Raw genomic sequence first — 18,889 nt, 5'->3', positions numbered from 1 at the left:
CTATGACGGTTGTATAGATCCTGGCGTCGCTGTGGTGTGGAGTCAGCCTCGGCCCAGCACCACCGTCCCCGCCGAGCAGAACCAGCCCCCCGTCCCCGACGCCACCGCCAGCTCCGGGAGGCTGCCGTCCGCCCGCCGCACCTGGAGGCCCGGGGCCTCGCCGCGGAGCTGGCGGACCGCCTCGACCAGGAGGAACAGGCCCCGCATCCCCGGGTGGCAGGCCGAGAGGCCGCCGCCGTCCGTGTTCACCGGCAGCCGGTCCTTCTGCTCGACGAAGGGGCCGCCCTCGCCCTTCGCGCAGAAGCCCAGGTCCTCCAGGGTCACCAGCGTCATGTACGTGAAGGCGTCGTAGACCTCCGCGAGGTCGATGTCCGCCGGGGTGACTCCGGCCCGCTCGAACGCGAGCCGGCCGCTGACCGCCGCGGGGGAGACCGTGAAGTCCTCCCACTCCGACATCGTGGTGTGCGAGACGTGCTCGCCCGTGCCGAGGATCCAGACGGGGGCCTTCGCCGTGTCCGGTACGTACTCCTCCGCCGCGAGCAGCACCGCGCAGCCGCCGTCGCTGCGGATGCAGCAGTGCAGCTTGGTGAACGGGTCGGCGATCATCGGGCCGCCGAGCACCTCGTCGATCGTGATCGGCTCACGGAACATCGCCTCCGGGTTGAGCGCCGCGTTCGCCCGCGCCTGGACGGCGACCTCGGCGAGCTGCTCCAGGGTCGTCCCGTACTCGTGCATGTGGCGGCGGGCGGCCATCGCGTACTTGGCGATCAGGGTGTGCCCGTAGGGGACCTCGAACTGCAGCGGGCCGCGCGCGCCGAAGGAGAGGTTCGAGGTGCGGCGCCGGGCCTTGATGTCGGCGCGCGACGTCGAGCCGTAGACGAGCAGGACGGCGTTGGCGTGGCCCGCGGCGATCGCGTCGGCCGCGTGCGCGGCCATGACCTCCCAGGTGGCGCCGCCGACGGCGGTCGAGTCCACCCAGCGGGGGCGCAGGCCCAGGTACTCGGCGACCTCGACCGGGGCGAGGGTGCCGAGCCCGGCCGAGGCGAGGCCGTCGATCACCGAGCGGTCGAGGCCGCTGTCCGCGAGGGCGCGGCGGGCGGCCTGGGCGTGCAGAGTGTAGGGAGTGGCCTCGTCGACCCGGCCGCAGTCGGAGAGGGATATGCCGACGACGGCGACGCGTCGCCCGGCGCGGTCGCGGTTCCGTGAAGTGGTGGGCATGAATCTGACGGTACATCAGATACGGAGAATCGGATGGCGAGAAGCACGGCCGAAGACGTCGACACGTACCTCACCGAGATCCTCGATCCGGACCGCCTGACGGCCCTCGTCCGGCTGCGCGAGCTCTGCCGCACCGAACTCCACGGCTTCGAGGAGGCCATGGAGTACGGCATGCCGACCTATCGGCGGCCGGGCGGGGAGCCGGAGGTCGCCTTCGCCTCGCAGAAGCAGTACATCTCCTTCTATCTGATGCGGCCGGACGTCCGGGAGGGCTTCGAGGAGCGGCTCGCCGACCAGGACATGGGCAAGGGATGTCTGCGCTTCCGGCGCCCGGAGCGGGTGGACTTCACCCTCGTACGGGACCTGCTGCGGGCGACGGCGAAGGCGCCGGGCGAGATCTGCTGATCCCCTGTGGTTCCGGGTGCTCCAGCTCTGGGTTTCTGGGCCCGTCCGCCCTAACATGACGGGCCGTCAGATACGGAGGGGAGCCCCATGGACGCCGCCTTCACCGCGGAGCAGGACGAGATCCGCCGCACCCTGCGCGAACTGCTCGCCAAACGCTCCGGGCCCGCCGAGGTCCGCGCCGCCGTCGCCACCCCCGAGGGGTACGACACCGACCTGTGGAACCGGATGTCCGGCACCCTCGGACTGCCCGGGCTCGCCCTGCCCGAGGAGTACGGAGGGGTCGGCTGCGGCCCCGCCGAACTCGCCCTCGCCTGCGAGGAGACCGGCCGGGCCCTCGCCCCCTCGCCGCTCCTCGCCACCGCCCTCCTCGCCGCCCCCGTGATCCGCGCCCTCGGCACGGAACCGCAGCGCGCCGACCTGCTGCCGCGCATCGCCGACGGCTCCCTGACCTGCGCGCTCGCCGTGCCCGGGGCCTCGCTCGCCCTCGCCCTCGGCCTGACGGGCGACAACGGCTCCTGGGCCGCGGGCGGCGGACGGGCCGGCGGCGTACAGGCGCGGGCCGCGGGCGACGGGTGGCAGCTGTACGGGGAGGTGACCCAGGTCCTCGACGGGCACAGCGCCGGGCTGCTCCTGGTCGCCGCCCACGCCGGAGGCTTCGCACGGAGCCGGACCCTGCTCTTCCTCGTACGGGGGGAGGCCGCCGGACTCGTCCGCGTACGGCAGTCGACCCTGGACGCGACCCGCTCCCAGGCCTCGATCCAGCTACGGGACGTGGAAGCCGAGTTGCTCGGCGAGGAGCCGGTCGACGTGCTCGGGGCGCTCGCCGCGACCGGGCGGACGGCGGCCGTGGCGCTCGCGGCCGAGGCGGTCGGCGCGGCCCAGGCCGCCCTGGACCGCACGGTCGAGTACGTCGGCTCCCGCGAACAGTTCGGGCGCCCGATCGGCTCCTTCCAGGCGGTCAAGCACCGGGTCGCCGACCTGTACGTCCAGGTGGAGGCGGCCCGCTCGCTGACGTACGGCGCGGCCCGGGACACCGGCGACGGCGTCGGGGCGGGCGCGCTCGCCCTCGCCGCCGCCCTGGAGGCGCTGCGGACGGCGGCGGGCGAGACGATCCAGCTGCACGGCGGCATCGGCTTCACCTGGGAGCACGAGGCGCATCTGTACTTCAAACGGGCGACGGCGGACGAGCTGCTCTTCGGGCCCGCGCGGCGGCTGCGCGAGCGGGCCGCCCAGGTGACAGGACTGTTCGGAGAGGTGGCGGCCTGATGCCCGTCGGCGTACGTCTGATGCAGAAGGTGTCGTCCACGAGGACGTTCGCGAAGGTGGCCCCGCACTTCATCCCGGCCATGGACCGGGCCGTGCACCGGCTGACGCGCGGCAAGGTGATGCTCAGCGCCCAGATGCTGCCGGGGCTGATCCTGACGGCGAAGGGCGCAAGGTCCGGGCAGCCGCGGGTGACGCCGCTCGCGTGCATGCCGGAGCCGGGCGGGACCTGGCTGCTGATCGGCTCCAACTTCGGGCGGGACGGGCACCCGGCGTGGACCGGGAACCTGCTGAAGCACCCGGACGTGGAGGTGAGTTGGCGCGGCGAGACGATCCCGGTGCGGGCGGAGCTGCTCGCGGGGGAGGCACGGGCCGCCGCCTGGCAGGCGGCGCTCGGGTTCTGGCCGCCGTACGCGACGTACCAGGCGCGGGTGGAGCGGGAGATCAGGCTGTTCCGGCTGACGCGGCGGTGACGCCGGCGCGGCGGTGACGCCGGGCCGCGCTGTGCGGTGGGCGGACCCGTAGGGGCGTCGGACATGGGAACGCCGACGGCGGTCTCGCGAAGAGGGCCGCCGCCGGCGCGACAGGACGGACGAAGCGGGGTGGAGGCGCGGGTAGGAGGCGCCGGAGATGCGGGTGGGCGGCCGGTCGGCAGCCGGTCGGCGGCCGGGTGGGCAGCCGAGTGAGCGGCCGGGCAGCCGGGTGGGCTACTTCGTCGGCTTCTTGCCCGTGATCCCCAGGTGCACCAACAGCGCCAGGTTCGGCTTCAGTTCGGCCTGCTTCACGCCCCAGGTCTGGAACCCCTTCTGGTGACCGGCCACCGAGGCCAGCATCGCCACCAGGGATCCCGCCATCGCCGCGGGGCTGACGTCCTTGTCGACCTTGCCCTTGGCCTGGAGGTCCTTCACCGCGTCCGTAAGGGAGTTGGTGACGGAGTTCAGGATCTTCATGCGGATCTTGTAGAACCGCTTGTCGCCCTCGGCGGCGCCGAGGTCGACGACCCGCAGGATCGCGTCGTGCCTGCGCCAGAAGTCCAGGAAGCCCTCGACCAGTTCCTCGGAGGTCTGCCAGCCGGCCTTGCCGACCCAGGAGCGGCCGGAGACCAGGTCGGTCAACGCGGCGCCCTCCTTTGCCATTTCCTCCGCGATCTCGAGGACGGCACCCTCGACGTCGGGGAAGTACTGGTAGAACGTCGCGGGGGAAGTGCCCGCCTTCCGGGCCACGTCGATGACCTTGACGTCCCGGTACGGCGAGGAGCTGAGCATCTCGCTGAGGCAGTCGAGCAGCTTCTGCCGCGTCGCCTGACCGCGTCGTCCGGCCACGCGGCCGTCGACGGTGCGTACTTGTCCTGTCATGCCGTCAGCTTACCGAGGGGTGATCGGCGCGCGATTCGGCCGACTGCAAATGGGGTGCACCCCCTCCCGGGGCGACACCCGGGTGGCCCCAGGGCGGCCGGGGGCGGCTTCCGGGCCGGCGTTCCGGAGAGCCCCGGGGGTCTTCCCACTCGAAAAGGCTTATTAACAGCCTGTGGACAACTTCGGTGGACAACTCTGTGGACCCCGGGGCGGCCGCCTCCCTATATGGCGGTATGTTCGATTATGGGGCGTGCGCCGGGGCATCCCCCGACCTAGCGTGGAGCCATGGCGGTATTCACAGAGGGCACCCCCTGCTGGGTGGAGGCGCAGCTCCCCGACCTGGAAGCGGGGAAGCGGTTCTACCGCGAGCTCTTCGGCTGGACCTTCGACCCCGACCGCGACGAGGCCCTCAGCGGCGGAAAGCGCGTCGCCGGACTCGTACCGAAGCGGGACGGCCGGATGCCCACCACCTGGACCGTCTACCTCGCCACCGAGAACGCGGGCACGCTCGCCGCCCGGATCAAGGCCGCCGGCGGCCAGATGATCATGGAGCCGTATCCCGTGGGGCCCTTCGGCGTCCTCGCGCTCGCCGCCGACCCCGGCGGCGCCGTCTTCGGCCTGCGCCAGGCGGGCGACGACGCCGGCTTCGAGAAGACGATGCTCCCCGGCTCCTTCTGCTGGATGGAGGTCTATACGAGGGAACGTGACGCGGTCGACACCTTCTACGCCTCCGTCTTCGGCTACCTCGGCCGCCAGGTGGAACCGGGCGAGGAGGGCAGGGAGAGCGACTTCGACTACCGCGTCTGGTCCCCGCCCGGCTCGCGCGCCGGCGACGACACCGCCTTCGGCGGCCGGGCCGTGCTCACCGACGCCTTCCCTGCCGCGATGCCCGGCCACGTCCTCGTCTACTTCGCGGTCGCCGACTGCGACGCGACCTGCGAGACGGCCGTCGCCCTCGGCGGCCGCGTCACGAACCCGCCCTTCGACACCCCGTACGGCCGGATCGCCGTCCTCCACGACAACCAGGGCGCCCGCTTCGCGATCCTCGCGGAACCCCCGGACGAGCCCGCCGCCACAAGCCCCGCCGCCGACCGCGCCTCCGGCCCCGCCACGGAACCCGCCGACGGCCCCGCCTCCGACTCCGCCGAACCGGTCGAATCGTCAGAAAAGCCCGCCGCCCCCTCCGGCGATATGAACTGAGACACCCCGATCCGCCCCCGGGTTCGCAACCGTCGCCTCGGACAGGAAGAATCAGGGCCACGGGGCCGTACCCTCATGGCCCGTACGGGGAGGTGGCAGGCAAGTGGAGCAGCTGACGCAGCACGACCCGAGACGGATCGGGCCCTTCGAGGTGCTGGGCCGGCTCGGCGCAGGTGGCATGGGTCTCGTCTATCTCGCGCGCTCGGCCTCCGGGCGGCGCGTGGCGATCAAGACCGTGCGGACCGAGCTCGCCGAGGACCAGCTGTTCCGTGTCCGCTTCACCCGTGAGGTCGAGGCCGCCCGGGCCGTCTCCGGCTTCTACACGGCCGCCGTCGTCGACGCCGACCCGCGCGCCGCCGTGCCGTGGCTGGCCACCGCGTACGTCCCCGCGCCCTCCCTCGAAGAGATAGTGAACGAGTGCGGGCCGCTGCCGGCCCAGGCCGTCCGCTGGCTGGCCGCGGGCGTCGCCGAGGCCCTGCAGTCCATCCACGGTGCGGGCCTGGTCCACCGCGACCTGAAGCCGTCCAACGTCCTCGTCGTCGAGGACGGCCCCCGGGTGATCGACTTCGGCATCGCCTCCGGGGTCTCCAACACCCGGCTGACCATGACCAACGTCGCCGTCGGCACGCCCGCGTACATGTCGCCCGAGCAGGCCCGTGACTCGCGCAGTGTCACCGGTGCGAGCGACGTCTTCTCGCTGGGCTCCATGCTGGTGTTCGCCGCCACCGGACACGCTCCGTTCCACGGCGCCAACCCCGTCGAGACCGTCTTCATGCTGCTCCGCGAGGGCCCGGACCTGGAGGGGCTGCCGGACGAGCTGCGGCCCCTCATCGAGTCCTGTATGCAGATGGACGTCTCGCGCCGCCCCACCCCGGCCGACCTCCAGGCCCAGCTGGCGCCCCATCTCTTCGGCCCGGGCAGCGACGACAGCGGTACGGCGTCGGCCTGGCTGCCGCGGTCCGCCGTCGAGATGATCGAGACCCGCCGCGGCGGCCGCCCGATCGCCCCGCCGCCCCCGGTCACCCCGCCCACGCCCCCGCGGCCGCCCCGGCAGCCGGAGTGGAGCGCCGACGGGCGTCCCGGCCACGGCGGTGGCGGCCACGGCGGCGGCCATGGTGGCGGCCGGCACGCAGCGCCCGCCGAGGTGGGCGGTCCCGTACGCCTGGCAGGCGCCGCCGTCCCGATCGGCCCCGGCCTCCGCGTCGCCGACACCCGCGCCGCGCTCGGCCCGGTCGTCGACGCGGGCACCGCCACCGGCTGGATCCGCCCGCCCGGCGGCGCGAACACCCCCGAGCCCGGCCCCCTGCCGGGCGCCCGCCCCCTGTCCGTACCGCCGCCGGCGCCCGAGGCCGCGCCGGAGCCCGCGCACTGGCGGCCCTGGCGCTTCCGGATGTCCAACGACGTCTGGGGCACCCCGGTCGTCGCGGGCGACCTGCTCTACGTCACCTCCTTCGAGGTGCACGCGCTCGACGTGGCCAGCGGCCGCCGCCAGTTCAAGACGAGGGACGTCGCCTGGTCGATGGCGGTGGCCCAGGGCCGTATCCACGCCTCCGACGGGCCCACGCTCTACGCCCTCGACGCCACCGACGGCAGCGAGCGCTGGCGGCTCCAGACGGACGCCTGGGTGTACTCCCTCAAGGTGGACAGGGGCACGGTCGTCACCGGCACCCGGGGCGGCGGGGTCCAGGGCTGGGAGGCCTCCAACGGCGCCAAGCTGTGGGAGATCACCGGCGCCCAGAGCGACTTCGAGACCCCGGAGGCGGGGCCCGCCGTCCACGGCGACACCGTGTACGTGTGGCGTGACGCCCGGCTCCAGGCGCTCGACGCCCGTACGGGTGTGGAGCGCTGGTCGTACCCGGTCGGCGACGCCGCCTCGTGCGGCAACGTGCCCGTGCGGGTGGCTCCGGCGGAGGACGGCTGCGTGTACGTCGCGGCCGGGACGCGCGTGCTGTCGATCGACATCACCGGCGGGCACGTCCGCTGGCACTTCGAGGCGCCGGCCGTCTTCCTCTCCCCGCCCGCCTTCGCGCCCGGACCCGCGGTCACGGGCGGCGGGGTCTACCTCGCCGACTACCTCGGCACGGTGTACGCCCTCGACGCGACCACGGGTCAGGACCGCTGGCGGATCGCGACCGAGTCCCGCCAGTCGATCGAGCCGGTGCTCGTCGTCGACGGCAACGTCCACGTGGGCAGCGGCAGTGCGCTGTACACGCTCGACGCGGTCACGGGCACGCCGAAGTGGCGGTTCGCGGCGGGCGGCGAGCTGATCGGCACGCCGGTGGTGGCCGACGGGCGCGTGCACTTCGGCTCGGCCGACCACGTCCTCTACACGCTGGACGCGACGGGCGGCCAGCTGCGCTGGAAGCTCGCGACCGGCGGCGAGATCACCGGCTCGCCGGTGGCGCGGGGCGGGGTCGTGTACGCGTGCAGCAAGGACCGGTGCGTGTACGCGCTGGACGCGGTGAAGGGCACGGCGACGGGTCGGGGCGCGGCGCCGAGGGCGTGACGCGGCGGGTGAACGGGACGGTGCCGGTCACCAGCACCGGTGGCGGCCTCTGGAGGCCTTAGGGCCTTTCGTTTGGATCATGCCGGGCTCGCGGGCCCTGGTGCCGCGCCTCGCCGCGTTGTCGTCGGTCGCCAACGCTCCGCGTTGACTCCCTCCTCCGCCTTGCGATCCACGGCACCAGACCCCGCTCCCTGATCCGGCCTGATCCAAACGAAAGGCCCTAGGCGCGGTCGTTCCGGCCCTGGTCGGGGGCCGGTCCCTGGCCCTGGCCCTGGTTCCAGTCCTGCCCCTGGTCCCAGTCCTGCCCCTGGTCCCAGTCCTGGCCCCGGTTCCAGTCCTGGCCCCGGTCCCAGTCCTGGGCCTGGGTCCTGTCGCGGTCCGGGTCCTGTGTCCCCGGCCGGTCCTGCACCTGGGTCCTGTCCCGATCGCCGTCCCAGGCGGGGATGTCCATCGTGCGGGTGGGGCCGTCGGCGCCGTCCAACGTGGGGTACGTGGGCCGTGTGGGGTACGTCGGCTCCGGTTCGAGGGGCACGGTGCGCGCGCGGGTACGGCCCGACATGACGAGGGCGCCGAGGAGGAGCAGGAGCCCGCCGCCGAAGGCGTTCGCGACGCCGATGCCGAGCCCCGTACCGTCCCCGCCGACCGTCAGGCTGCCCTCCGCCTGTCCGACGCGGACCATCCACAGGATGGTGAAGCCGAGCACGACCAGGCCGGCGAAGGCGACGAGCAGCCGGGAGCGCAGCACCACGCCGAGCAGGGTGACGAGGGCCGCGAAGGCGAACGGGAGCAGGATCGAGCCGATCACCTCCGCCTTGGCGTCGGTGATGCCCCCGAACAGGTCCTCGATGCGGTAGTCGCTGCCGTGACGGCCGTCGTACCAGGCACGGAAGGGGCTCCAGACGGCGGCCGTCGCTCCGGCGAGGGCCAGGACCGAGCCGATGACGTTGCGGACCATCGATCGGCCTCCTTACGGTCCGGCTCTCGGTCTTGACGCTACGCCGGGTGCTTGGGGCCCGCCACGCGGCGCTAGGGTGGCGCGGACACGACAGAAGGAGCGGGGAATGGCAACGGGGACGGCGCGCGGCAGGGGGCTCAGGCTCGCGGCGACGCTCACGGTGGTGGTGCTCGCGCTGACGGGCTTCCAGACGAGCAGCAGTGGCGGCAAGGGCGGCAGCGGCAAGAGCAAGAGCAAGAGCAGCGGCAAGGGCGGTGGCTGCTCCAGCTCCAAGAAGAAGAACAACGACTACGACGCCGACGACCTCGGAGGTTCGAGCGGCGGCAGCGACTACACCACCGCCCCCGCCACGCCGAGCGTCACCTCCTCCCCGACCTCCACGGTGGACGTCGTGGTCGTCGACTGCGTGAAGCCGGCGCAGAAGAAGCGGAAGGGCAAGCCGGCCCGTAAGGCGGACACGACGGCGACCCTGAAGATCACCTCGCGTGAGACGTTCACGGAGACGTTCAAGGTCGAGGTGGACTTCGAGGGCTCCGGTGGGGTCGACGTCGACGAGGCCGAGAAGCTCGTGACGGTCGAGCCGGGCGAGACGAAGACCTTCGAGCTCGCGATGGAGTCGCCGAAGACGGTCGACCGGGTCAAGACGTGTGCGATCGCAGGGGTCCGCGTCCAGTAGGGTGACGTGCGCTCGTCAAAACGAGCCATCCATTCCGCTCATTCGCACCATGCACATTCAACGGGGGTTGAAGCGTGAAGCTTCGTCATGTCCGCGCCGTCGCCGTCTTCGGTATCGCTCTGGTCGCGCTCACGGGAGCCCGCGGCTCCAACGGCGCCAGCTGCGGCGGTGGCAGCAGCTCGTCCAGCTCCGACAGCAACAGCTCCAGCTCCGGTTCCGGCGGCTCCGACAGCGGCTCCAGCTCCAGCAGCGGTGGCGTGACCACCGGTGGCGTCGGCGGCTCGTCCAGGGACAAGGCCCAGCGCGACGTCCGCATCGACGAATGCAAGATCAGTGACGACGGCAAGAACCTGGTCGCCAAGGTGACGATCACCAACAGTGACTCCTCGGCGTACCTCTACGACGTCTCCCTGCAGTTCAAGGGCGACCCGAGCGCCACCCTCGCCCTCGCGAAGGCCGAGGACGTGCGCGTCGAGGCCGGTGCCTCGAAGTCGGCCGAGGCGACGACCCCGTACACCGGCACCGGCAACGGTTCCGAGTACACCCAGTGCGTCGTCGTCGACGCGGACCGCACCATCGGCTGACCCGGGGCCTCCAGGGCCTGTCCCTAGCGCAACCGGAAGCCGTCCGCTCGCCTCGTGAACAGCTCGGCCTGCCGCTCCGGCGGCAGGTTTCCGAGCGTGACCAGGTGGGGGGCGTGGGCCAGGGCCTGGGCGCGGGCGGCCTCCTTGGCCGACCAGAGCGCCCGGACCGTGCCCTGTACGGCCTCGGTCGGGTAGGACGCCACGACGGCGGCGGCGCGGCGGGCGGCGGCCAGCGCGCCGCCGTCCTCCGTCAGCTCGGAGACGAGCCCGGTCTCGTACGCCCGGCGGGCCGAGATCCGTTCGGCGCTTCCCATCAGCGCCATCCGGGCGACTTCCCCGAACGGCATCTTCTGCGCCATGTGGACGGTCTCGAAGGCGCTGACCATCCCGTAGGTGGTGTGCGGGTCGAAGAAGGTCGCGCCCTCGCCCGCGACGAGGAACTCCGCCTCACCGAGAAGGTAGAACGCGCCGCCGCACGCCATGCCCTCCACGGCGGCGACGACCGGTTTCCACAGGTCGTTGGCCTTGGGGCCGATCGCGATCAGCGGATCGTCGATCGTGTACGGGGACGAGGGCTGCGGGATGCCCGTGGCGGCCGCGCGGTCGATGCCGGTGCAGAAGGCCCGCCGACCCGCGCCGGTGACGACGACCGCGCGTACGGTGTCGTCGTGGCGGAACTCCCGCCAGGCATCCGAGAGTTGGCGGGCCATCTCCAGGGTGAGGGCGTTGTGCTTGGCGGCCCGGTCGAGGGTGACGACGGCGACGCCGGTCTCCTTGTCGCGTGCGACGGTGACGGTCATCCGCGCTCCAGGATCCAGCGCGGCACGGCCATGCCGTCGATCTCGGTGAACGCCACCTTCACGCCCGCCCCGATCCGCAGCCGCGCCGGGTCGACGGAGTCGAGCGCCGCGTCCGGGGTGGCGACGACGTTGCCGACGAGCCGGATGCGGGGCGCCTCGGCGAGTTCGACGACGACGGCGTTGTACGGGGCCTGGGCGGCGTAGTCGGGCAGGAGCGGCGGGTGGGGCAGGACGTACGACCAGATCCGGCCGCGCCCCGACATCAGCCGCCACTCGGCGGCGAAGGACTGGCAGTGCGGGCAGCAGGGCCGGGGCGGGAAGCGCAGTTCGCCGCAGTCGGCGCAGCCCTGGACCCGGAGTTCGCCGCGGGCGGCATACTCCCAGAAGGGCGCGCCGTCCTCGTCCACGACAGGTGTCAGCATGGTGGGCTCTCAACTCCTCAGGATCGAAGCAGAACGGCCGATGTGGGGACGCCCTCGCCCGCGGTGACCAGGCAGGTGGCGGCGTCGGGGACCTGGGCGGTGGAGCTGCCCCGGAGCTGCTTCACGCCCTCGTTGATGAGGTTGAAGCCGTGGACGTACGCCTCGCTGAGTCCGCCGCCTCCGGTGTTGATCGGCAGCCGGCCGCCGATCTCCAGGGCGCCGCCCTCGGTGAACGCGGCGCCCTCGCCGCGCCCGCAGAAGCCGTACCCCTCCAGGGAGAGCGGGATGAGCGGGGTGAACGCGTCGTAGATCTGGGCGACGTCGACGTCCTGGGGGCCGAAGTCGGCCTGTTTCCACAGGTGTCGGGCGGCGGTCCAGGCGGGGCCGGTGAGCGGGTCGTCGTTCCAGTAGTTGACCATGCCGTGGTGCTGGGCGGGCAGGCCCTGGGCGGCGGAGTGGACGTACACGGGCTTCTGCCGGCAGTCGCGGGCACGCTCGGCGCTCACGATCACACACGCCAGCGCGCCGTCGGTCTCCAGGCAGTTGTCGAAGAGGCAGAGCGGTTCGCTGATCCAGCGGGCGGTCATGTACATCTCGCGGGTCAGCGGACGGTCGTACATGATCGCGGCGGGGTTCTGGTTGGCGCGGTTGCGGCAGGCGAGGGCGACGTTGAAGAGGTGATCGCGGGTGGCGCCGTACTCGTGCATGTAGCGCCGGGCGAGCATGCCGATCTCGTCGGTGGGGCGCAGCAGTCCGAAGGGGCGGGTCCACTGGCCGGGGGTGGGCAGTTGGACGGCGGTGTTCTTCCAGGGCCGGGGGCCGCTGCCGCGCTTGCGGGACCGCCAGGCGACGCCGACGCTCGCCTGCCCGGTGGCGACGGCGGCGGCGAGGTGGCCGACGGTGGCGCAGGAGCCGCCTCCGCCGTACCCGATCTTGGAGAAGAAGGTGACGTCACCGGCGCCGATGGCCTTGGCGACCTCGACCTCGTCGGTCTCCTCCATCGTGTACGAGGCGAAGCCGTCGACCTCGGAGGGGGCTATCCCCGCGTCGTCGAGGGCGGCGAGGATGGCCCGGCAGGCGAGGGTCTTCTCCGATTCGGGGAGTTGTTTGGCGAAGGGTGTCTGACCGATGCCGACGATGGCCGTGGCGTCCTTGAGCACGGGCAACCTCCCCGATCGCGAGCTGCAGCCGCAGCTGCTGCGGCTGCTGACAGCGCGTCAGGGTACAGCTAATCTGACGGATAGTCAGCTACGGGTGCGGCGGGAGGGGCGGTAATGCGCGGTGACCTGGAATGGGGCTCCATAGCGGGCCTTGTGCGCTCGGCGGCCGAGCGGTACGGGCCGGCGGAGGCGGTCGTCGAGGGCCGTACCCGCGTCAGCTACGAGGAGTTGGGCGAGCGCGTCGAACGCGCCGCCGCCGCCTGCATGGCGGCGGGCGTGGAACCGGGCGACCGGGTCGCGATCTGGGCGCCGAACACCCTGGACTGGATCGTCTCGGCCCTCGGCGCGGTGACGGCGGGCGCGGTGCTCGTCCCGCTGAACACCCGCTTCAAGGGCGCGGAGGCGGCGTACGTCCTCTCGAAGTCCCGCGCGAAGCTGCTCTTCATCACGGGCACCTTCCTCGGCACCTCGTACGTCGCCTCCCTGCGCCGCGCGGAGGTCGAACTCCCGGATCTTGAACGGGTGGTGGTGCTCGGGGAGAGCGCCCCGGACGACTACGTGACCTGGAAGTCCTTCCTGGCGGAGGGCGACGGGGTGACGGGCGCGGCGGTCCGCGCGCGGGCGGACTCCGTGGACTCCTCCGCGCCCTCGGACATCATCTACACCTCGGGGACGACGGGAGCGCCGAAGGGCGCGGTGATCACGCACGCCCAGACCCTGCGCTGCTACGCCGTCTGGTCGGAGCTCGCGGGCCTGCGCGAGGGCGACCGCTATCTGATCGTGAACCCCTTCTTCCACACCTTCGGCTACAAGGCCGGGATCATCGCCTGCCTGATGCGGGGCGCGGTGATGATCCCCCAGCCGGTCTTCAACGTGGACACCGTCCTCGCCAACATCGCGGCGGAACGGATCTCCGTGCTGCCGGGCCCGCCGACGCTGCACCAGTCGCTGCTCGACCACCCGTCCCGCGCCGCGTACGACCTCTCCGCCCTGCGGCTCGTGGTGACCGGCGCGGCGGTCGTGCCGCTGCGGCTCGTCGAGCGGCTGCGGGGCGAGCTGGGCGTGGGCACGGTCCTCACGGCGTACGGACTGTCCGAGGCGAGCGGCATCGTGACCATGTGCCGCAGGGGCGACCCGGCCGACGTCGTCGCGACGACCTCCGGCCGCCCGATCCCGGACACCGAGGTCCGCCTCTCGCCCGCGGGCGAGGTCCTGGTGCGCGGCCACAACGTCATGAGCGGCTACTTCGAGGACGACGCGGCCACGGCGGAGGCCGTCGACGCGGACGGCTGGCTGCACACGGGCGACGTGGGGGTTCTGGACGGGGCGGGCAACCTGCGGATCACGGACCGGATCAAGGACATGTTCATCGTGGGCGGCTTCAACGCCTATCCGGCGGAGATCGAGCAACTCCTCGGCCTGCACCCGGACATCGCCGACGTCGCGGTCATCGGCGTCCAGGACGCGCGGCTCGGCGAGGTCGGCAAGGCGTTCGCGGTCCGCCGTCCGGGAGCGACGGTCACCTCGGACGACCTGATCGCGTGGGCGCGCCGCGAGATGGCGAACTACAAGGTCCCCAGGGAGGTCGAGTTCGTCGGGGAGCTCCCGCGGAACGCGAGCGGGAAGGTGGTGAAGGGGGTGCTGCGGGGGCGGTGAGGGCGGAGGCCCGAGGTGCAACCAACACCGGTCGAGTACACGTCATATGGGCAGGCGTCAGCCGAACGAGCACGACGGGCGGCGGCGGGGCCGGAGAGACGGCCTCGAACACCGCTTGAGCACGTACCGCCTTGAGCACCGCTTGAGCACGTACTGCCCCGAACACCGCTTGAGCACGTACCGCCCTGAGCACCGCGTCCCCGTCCTCAGCACCACCCGCCTTCACCCCTTGGAGCAGCAGGTGTCGTCGCCCGAGTTCCCTCTCTCGCTCTCCCCGCAGCAGGCCGCCACAGGCGTGATCATCACCGTCCAGCTGCCGACCGGCCCCACGAACATCTCCGTCCCGCCGTGCCGCGACGGCGACCTCGTCCCGGCGCGCGCCGCTGACGGCTCGGTCGTCCTCCTGCGTATCCGCGTCAACCTCTTCGCCGGCACCGCGCAGGCGGCTCCGCGCAAGTCCGGGTTCCTCGGCTGCCTGGCGCCGCTCGTCGTCGTCGGCGTGATCGCGTTCCTGATCTTCTCGAACAGCGACAACGACAGCGACCGCACGGACAACGCGGGAGGCGGCTCGACCGCGCCCTCGCCGAGCTTCTCGTTCGACGACCCGCTCGACTCGACGACCGAGCCGACGCCCACGCAGACGACCGAGCCGGCGCCGGACCCGTACACGAAGGGCACCTGCCTCAACGGCACGCTCCCGAACTCCGAGACCGCGCAGAGCGTCACCGGCGTCGAGGAGGTCTCGTGCTCGGCGTCGGACGCGCACTACAAGGTGATCCAGACGTTCCCGCTGACCTCGGACCTGAACCGCTGCAACAGCAACCCGAAGACCGAGTACGCCTTCTCCCACCGCTACACCATCAACGGCGCGACGATCAACGAGTACGTCTACTGCCTGGTGGGACTCGGCTCCTACGCACGCGGGTAACTCCCGCCGGGTGCACGCCGAGCGCGTACGCCGGAGGGGCCGGGCAGATGCCCGGCCCCTCCGTCTTGCGTGTCCGGTTCGCGGCGCGCCCCGCGCTCCGTCCGCCGGCTCCCCCCGGACCCTGCGGACCTCCCCCGAGCGCGTGCGCTGCTCGCTTCCGGACGGTTACGGTCCCGGCGGCTCCCCCGTTCGGTGCCGCCGTGACCGTCCCCGGCATGAGCCGACCCCCGTCCCCCGTTCCCCCGTGGGCCGGCTCGGCTCTCTACTTGAGCGGCTCGCCCGTCGCGTGGGAGTCCAGCGGCTTGATGGGCGTGCCCGTGGCGTGCGAGTCCATCGTCGTGACGTCCTCGCCGGTGGCGTGGGAGTCGAGCGGCTTGATGGGCGCGCCGGTGGCGTGCGAGTCCATGGTGGTGATGTCCTCACCGGTGGCGTGCGAGTCGGTGGGCTTGATTTTGTCGGCCATGGAGCCAGCTCCTGAAGTCGATTGGGCGGTCTGAGACTGGGGCGTCCGCCCGGCAATTCCCCCGAGGACCGCCGGGCGGACGTCCAGGGCCGATCACCTTAACGGTGGGGCCTCGTGCCGAACCGCCTGCCCCCCGACGCGACGCTTCGACAACCACGAGAGTGCCGTGCGGCGATAAACGATTGATGAACGCGCAGTCCGCGTCAGGCAACCGCCGCCGGCCGCAGCAGCAGGCGGACGTCCTCGGCCTCGGGCGAGCCCAGGTTCTCGAAGACCGCGAGCGCCTCGCTCCAGCACACCCGCGCCCGGTCCGTCTGTCCCAGGGCCGTGAGACCCCGGCCGAGGACGGTCAGCACGTTGGCCCTGCGCCACTCCCCACCGATGCCGTGCAGCACCGAGAGGGCCTGCTCGGCGTGGGCGGCCGCCGCCGGGTGGCGGCGGTCGGCGAGATGGACCTCGGCGAGCCGGAACAGCGTCATGCCGTGCCACAGCTGCTGCCGGCTCTCCTGGAAGACGCTGAGCGCCTCCGTGAGGACCGCCCGCGCCTTCGAGGTCTGGCCGGACGCCGTCAGCGCCAGACCGAGGGCGTACTTGCCGTTGGCCAGGCGCAGGGCGAGCCCGTCGTCCGCCTCCTGGTAGAGGACGATGCCCTGCGTGGCGAGTTCGACGGCGCTCGCGACGCGACCCGTGGCCAGGTGGACGCGCGAGAGGTTGCAGAGCGCGCTCGCCTCGCCGGGCCTGTTCGCGTCGAGGCGGAACGCGTCCCGCGCCTCGGAGAGATGGGCCTCGGCGTCGGCGTGCCGGTTCTCGTACAGGGCGAGGATGCCCCGCTCGTTCGGCGCGTTCCCGCACGTCCACGGGTCCCCGGAGGTCCGCCCGAGGTCCACCGCGCGGCGGGCCTCCTCGTCGGCCTCGTCGAACCGGCCGGCCGTGCTGTACGCCTGGGTGAGCGTGGTGCGCGCCCGCCCCTCGGAGCGGGCGTCGCCGAGCGCGCGGGCCGCGTCCCTGGCCGCCACCGCCGCCACCTCGTAGCGCAGGGCGTTGACCCCGGACTCGGCCAGGTCCTTCGTCGCCATCAGGAGGTCGACGGCCCGGCGCAGGGAGCCGGCCGCCAGGGACTGCTGGGCGCAGGCCAGGACGCAGTCGGCCTCGGCGTGCAGCCAGTCGAGGGCCTCGGCGTGGTCCGCGAACTCGAGCCCCGCGTGCTCGGTGGCCTCCAGGTGCGCGACGGTCCGGTCGCCCGGGCGCTCGATCGCGTACACGCGGGCCGCCGTCGAGAGGTAGAAGTCGAGCAGCCGCGACAGCGCCCGCTCCCGTTCCACCGGCGGCTGTTCGTCGCGCTCCGCGCATGCACGCGCGTAGAGGCGGACCAGGTCGTGGTAGCGGTAGCGGCCGGGGGCGGCGGACTCCAGGAGGGAGGTGTCGACCAGGGCCTCCAGGAGGTCCTCGGTGTCCTGGGGCGGCAGGTCGAGGAGGGCCGCGGCGGCCGTCAGGGAGATGTCCGGGCCGTCCGCGAGGCCGAGGAGGCGGAAGGCGCGGGCCTGGGCCGGCTCCAGCTGGCCGTAGCCGAGTTCGAAGGTCGCCTTGACCGCGAGGTCGCCCGCCTGGAGCTCGTCCAGGCGGCGCCGCTCGTCGGCGAGCTTCGCGGCGAGGACGGTCACCGTCCAGGTGCGGCGCGCGGCGAGCCGGGAGGCGGCGATACGGATCGCCAGGGGGAGGAACCCGCACGCGGCGACCACGTCGAGCGCCGCCTCGCGCTCCGCCGTGACGCGCTCGGCGCCGACGATCCGGGTGAAGAGCTGCAGCGCCTCCTCCGGGGACATCACGTCGAGGTCCACCAGGTGCGCGCCCGCCAGGTCCACCATCCGGATCCGGCTGGTCACCAGGGCGGCGCAGCCCGCCGTGCCCGGCAGCAGCGGGCGGATCTGCGCCGCGTCCCGCGCGTTGTCCAGGAGGACCAGGATCCGGCGGCCGTCGAGCGTCGAGCGGTAGAGCGCCGCCCGCTCCTCCAGCGAGTCCGGGATCGAGGAGTCGGGCGTGCCGAGCGCCCGCAGGAACGCGCCCAGGACCGTCTCGGGCGCCGCCCAGTGGGAGCCCGCGCCCTGCAGGTCCACGTAGAGCTGCCCGTCGGGGAAGTGCGGCCGGGCCTCGTGCGCCACGTGCACGGCGAGCGTCGTCTTGCCGACGCCGCCGATGCCCGCGAGCGCGGAGACGGCCATCACGGACCCCTCGGCGGTGGCAAGTCGCTTGCCCAGCTCCCGTACGAAGGCGGCGCGGCCGGTGAAGTCGGGGACGGTCGCCGGGAGTTGGGCGGGCCGGGCCACGCTCGGTGTCGGCGTGGACTCCTCGACCGGGCGGGCCAGTTCGGCGTCCGCGCGCAGGATCCGCTGCTGGAGGCGGGAGAGTTCCGGGTTCGGGTCGACGCCCAGCTCGTCGGCGAGGAGCCGGCGGGTGTCCGCGTAGACGGCGAGCGCCTCGGCCTGCCGCCCGCTGCGGTAGAGGGCCAGCATGAGCAGCTCGCGCAGCCGCTCCCGCAGCGGGTGCGCGGCCGTCAGCGCGGTCAGCTCGGAGACCGCCTCCGCGTGGGCGCCGGCCTCCAGGTCCATGTCGAGCCGGGACTCCAGGAGCTGGAGCCGCCACTCCTCGAGGCGCGTCCGCTGCGTGTCGGCGTACGGCCCCGGTACGGAGGCCAGCGCCTCGCCGTCCCAGAGCCCGAGGGCCTTGTTCAGTCGCGAACGGGCCGCCGCGCGGTCGCCCGCGCTACGCAGCTTGTCGGCCTCGGCGGCCAGGTCCTGGGCGACGTTCAGGTCGAGGGCCCCGGAGCGGGCGGTGCGGATGGCGTACCCGCCGGACTCGCTGACCAGGACCCCCGCGTCGAGGATCTTGCGCAGCCGCGATGCGTACGTCCGTACCGCCGCGAGCGCCTGCGAGGGCGGCTCGTCGCCCCAGATGGCGTCGATCAGCTCGGCGGCCGTGGCCGTGCGCCCGTCGCGCAGCAGCAGCGCGGCGAGCAGCGCCCGCTGCTGCGGCGAGCCGGAGGGCAGGCCCACGCCGTCCCGCCAGGCGCGCACCGGGCCGAGCACGCCGAAGCGCAGGTCGTGACCGGCGTCGTCGTGACCGACGTCGCCGGGACCTGTCGACGGAGCGCGCTGCTCCGGAACTCGCGGGCCGTTCGCACGGTCCATAGCTCCCCCTGCCGCCACCGCTGGTTTCGCCCAAGACAGTCTGCCTTGTCCGGAGGGGGCACGTCAGCATCGGGTGACTGTCTGCACAAGTCCTGCCACATGATTCGGCCGGA

17 protein-coding genes are annotated in these 18,889 nt (G+C 72.9%); 9 read left to right on the top strand and 8 right to left on the bottom strand.

Annotated features, from left to right (window positions below):
* Window positions 1–42 precede the first annotated feature (42 nt).
* Window positions 43–1,218 (bottom strand): acetyl-CoA acetyltransferase, encoded by a 1,176-nt coding sequence (locus tag ACGFYP_RS33095; RefSeq protein ID WP_393501561.1) that lies wholly within the window; start codon window positions 1,216–1,218, stop codon window positions 43–45.
* 33 nt (window positions 1,219–1,251) lie between these two features.
* On the opposite strand from ACGFYP_RS33095, the gene ACGFYP_RS33090 reads away from it, so the two are divergent.
* From ACGFYP_RS33090 to ACGFYP_RS33080, 3 genes are all read left to right on the top strand, one after another.
* Entirely contained in the window at window positions 1,252–1,623 is a 372-nt protein-coding gene (locus ACGFYP_RS33090; protein ID WP_393501559.1) for an iron chaperone, read from the top strand.
* 87 nt (window positions 1,624–1,710) lie between these two features.
* Window positions 1,711–2,889, top strand: a complete 1,179-nt coding sequence (locus tag ACGFYP_RS33085) for an acyl-CoA dehydrogenase family protein (RefSeq protein WP_393501557.1) — start codon at window positions 1,711–1,713, stop codon at window positions 2,887–2,889.
* On the top strand, window positions 2,889–3,359 hold the full coding sequence (locus ACGFYP_RS33080; protein WP_361964550.1) for a nitroreductase family deazaflavin-dependent oxidoreductase: 471 nt from the start codon (window positions 2,889–2,891) through the stop codon (window positions 3,357–3,359). Before ACGFYP_RS33085 ends, ACGFYP_RS33080 begins: the two co-directional genes overlap by 1 nt.
* A 234-nt stretch (window positions 3,360–3,593) precedes the next feature.
* On the opposite strand, the gene ACGFYP_RS33075 is transcribed toward ACGFYP_RS33080, so the two are convergent.
* Window positions 3,594–4,241 (bottom strand): TetR family transcriptional regulator, encoded by a 648-nt coding sequence (locus ACGFYP_RS33075; protein ID WP_361964548.1) that lies wholly within the window; start codon window positions 4,239–4,241, stop codon window positions 3,594–3,596.
* A 285-nt stretch (window positions 4,242–4,526) separates the two neighbouring features.
* Between ACGFYP_RS33075 and ACGFYP_RS33070 the strand changes: the two genes are divergently transcribed.
* Complete coding sequence (locus ACGFYP_RS33070) at window positions 4,527–5,441, top strand: VOC family protein (protein ID WP_393501554.1); 915 nt, start codon at window positions 4,527–4,529, stop codon at window positions 5,439–5,441.
* A 103-nt stretch (window positions 5,442–5,544) separates the two neighbouring features.
* The gene (locus ACGFYP_RS33065; RefSeq protein WP_393501552.1) at window positions 5,545–7,947 is read left to right on the top strand and encodes a PQQ-binding-like beta-propeller repeat protein; all 2,403 of its coding nucleotides are present in this window, start codon (window positions 5,545–5,547) and stop codon (window positions 7,945–7,947) included.
* Window positions 7,948–8,167: 220 nt separating this feature from the next.
* Here ACGFYP_RS33065 and ACGFYP_RS33060 read toward each other — a convergent pair whose 3' ends face one another.
* A complete protein-coding gene (locus ACGFYP_RS33060; protein ID WP_393501550.1) occupies window positions 8,168–8,902 on the bottom strand; it encodes a hypothetical protein in 735 nt (244 codons plus the stop codon).
* Window positions 8,903–9,008: 106 nt separating this feature from the next.
* Here ACGFYP_RS33060 and ACGFYP_RS33055 point away from each other — a divergent pair, with 106 nt between their 5' ends.
* The gene (locus ACGFYP_RS33055) at window positions 9,009–9,578 is read left to right on the top strand and encodes a hypothetical protein (RefSeq protein ID WP_393501548.1); all 570 of its coding nucleotides are present in this window, start codon (window positions 9,009–9,011) and stop codon (window positions 9,576–9,578) included.
* A gap of 74 nt (window positions 9,579–9,652) precedes the next feature.
* A complete protein-coding gene (locus ACGFYP_RS33050) occupies window positions 9,653–10,162 on the top strand; it encodes a hypothetical protein (protein WP_393501546.1) in 510 nt (169 codons plus the stop codon).
* A gap of 23 nt (window positions 10,163–10,185) precedes the next feature.
* Here ACGFYP_RS33050 and ACGFYP_RS33045 read toward each other — a convergent pair whose 3' ends face one another.
* Genes ACGFYP_RS33045 through ACGFYP_RS33035 form a run of 3 tightly spaced genes read right to left on the bottom strand, consistent with a single transcriptional unit; the run spans window position 10,186 to window position 12,550 of the window.
* A complete protein-coding gene (locus ACGFYP_RS33045; protein WP_393501544.1) occupies window positions 10,186–10,962 on the bottom strand; it encodes an enoyl-CoA hydratase/isomerase family protein in 777 nt (258 codons plus the stop codon).
* On the bottom strand, window positions 10,959–11,384 hold the full coding sequence (locus ACGFYP_RS33040; RefSeq protein ID WP_393501542.1) for a Zn-ribbon domain-containing OB-fold protein: 426 nt from the start codon (window positions 11,382–11,384) through the stop codon (window positions 10,959–10,961). Before ACGFYP_RS33040 ends, ACGFYP_RS33045 begins: the two co-directional genes overlap by 4 nt.
* A 17-nt stretch (window positions 11,385–11,401) precedes the next feature.
* Window positions 11,402–12,550, bottom strand: coding sequence for a lipid-transfer protein (locus tag ACGFYP_RS33035; protein ID WP_393501540.1), 1,149 nt, complete (start codon window positions 12,548–12,550; stop codon window positions 11,402–11,404).
* A 108-nt stretch (window positions 12,551–12,658) separates the two neighbouring features.
* Here ACGFYP_RS33035 and ACGFYP_RS33030 point away from each other — a divergent pair, with 108 nt between their 5' ends.
* The gene (locus tag ACGFYP_RS33030) at window positions 12,659–14,200 is read left to right on the top strand and encodes a FadD3 family acyl-CoA ligase (RefSeq protein ID WP_393501537.1); all 1,542 of its coding nucleotides are present in this window, start codon (window positions 12,659–12,661) and stop codon (window positions 14,198–14,200) included.
* A gap of 169 nt (window positions 14,201–14,369) precedes the next feature.
* Window positions 14,370–15,128, top strand: a complete 759-nt coding sequence (locus ACGFYP_RS33025) for a hypothetical protein (protein WP_393501534.1) — start codon at window positions 14,370–14,372, stop codon at window positions 15,126–15,128.
* 262 nt (window positions 15,129–15,390) lie between these two features.
* Here ACGFYP_RS33025 and ACGFYP_RS33020 read toward each other — a convergent pair whose 3' ends face one another.
* Together ACGFYP_RS33020 and ACGFYP_RS33015 are read right to left on the bottom strand one after the other, a co-directional pair.
* Window positions 15,391–15,591, bottom strand: coding sequence for a hypothetical protein (locus ACGFYP_RS33020; RefSeq protein ID WP_393501531.1), 201 nt, complete (start codon window positions 15,589–15,591; stop codon window positions 15,391–15,393).
* Between the two features lie 203 nt (window positions 15,592–15,794).
* Window positions 15,795–18,776 carry a BTAD domain-containing putative transcriptional regulator gene (locus tag ACGFYP_RS33015; RefSeq protein ID WP_393501528.1) on the bottom strand — a complete coding sequence of 994 codons (2,982 nt, stop codon included), beginning with the start codon at window positions 18,774–18,776 and terminating at the stop codon, window positions 15,795–15,797.
* Window positions 18,777–18,889 lie beyond the last annotated feature (113 nt).

The sequence above is a fragment of the Streptomyces sp. NPDC048370 genome (assembly GCF_043200825.1).
Lineage (GTDB): Bacteria > Actinomycetota > Actinomycetes > Streptomycetales > Streptomycetaceae > Streptomyces.
Note: the sequence above shows the minus strand (reverse complement) of the source record. Positions and strands in the feature narration are given on the sequence as shown.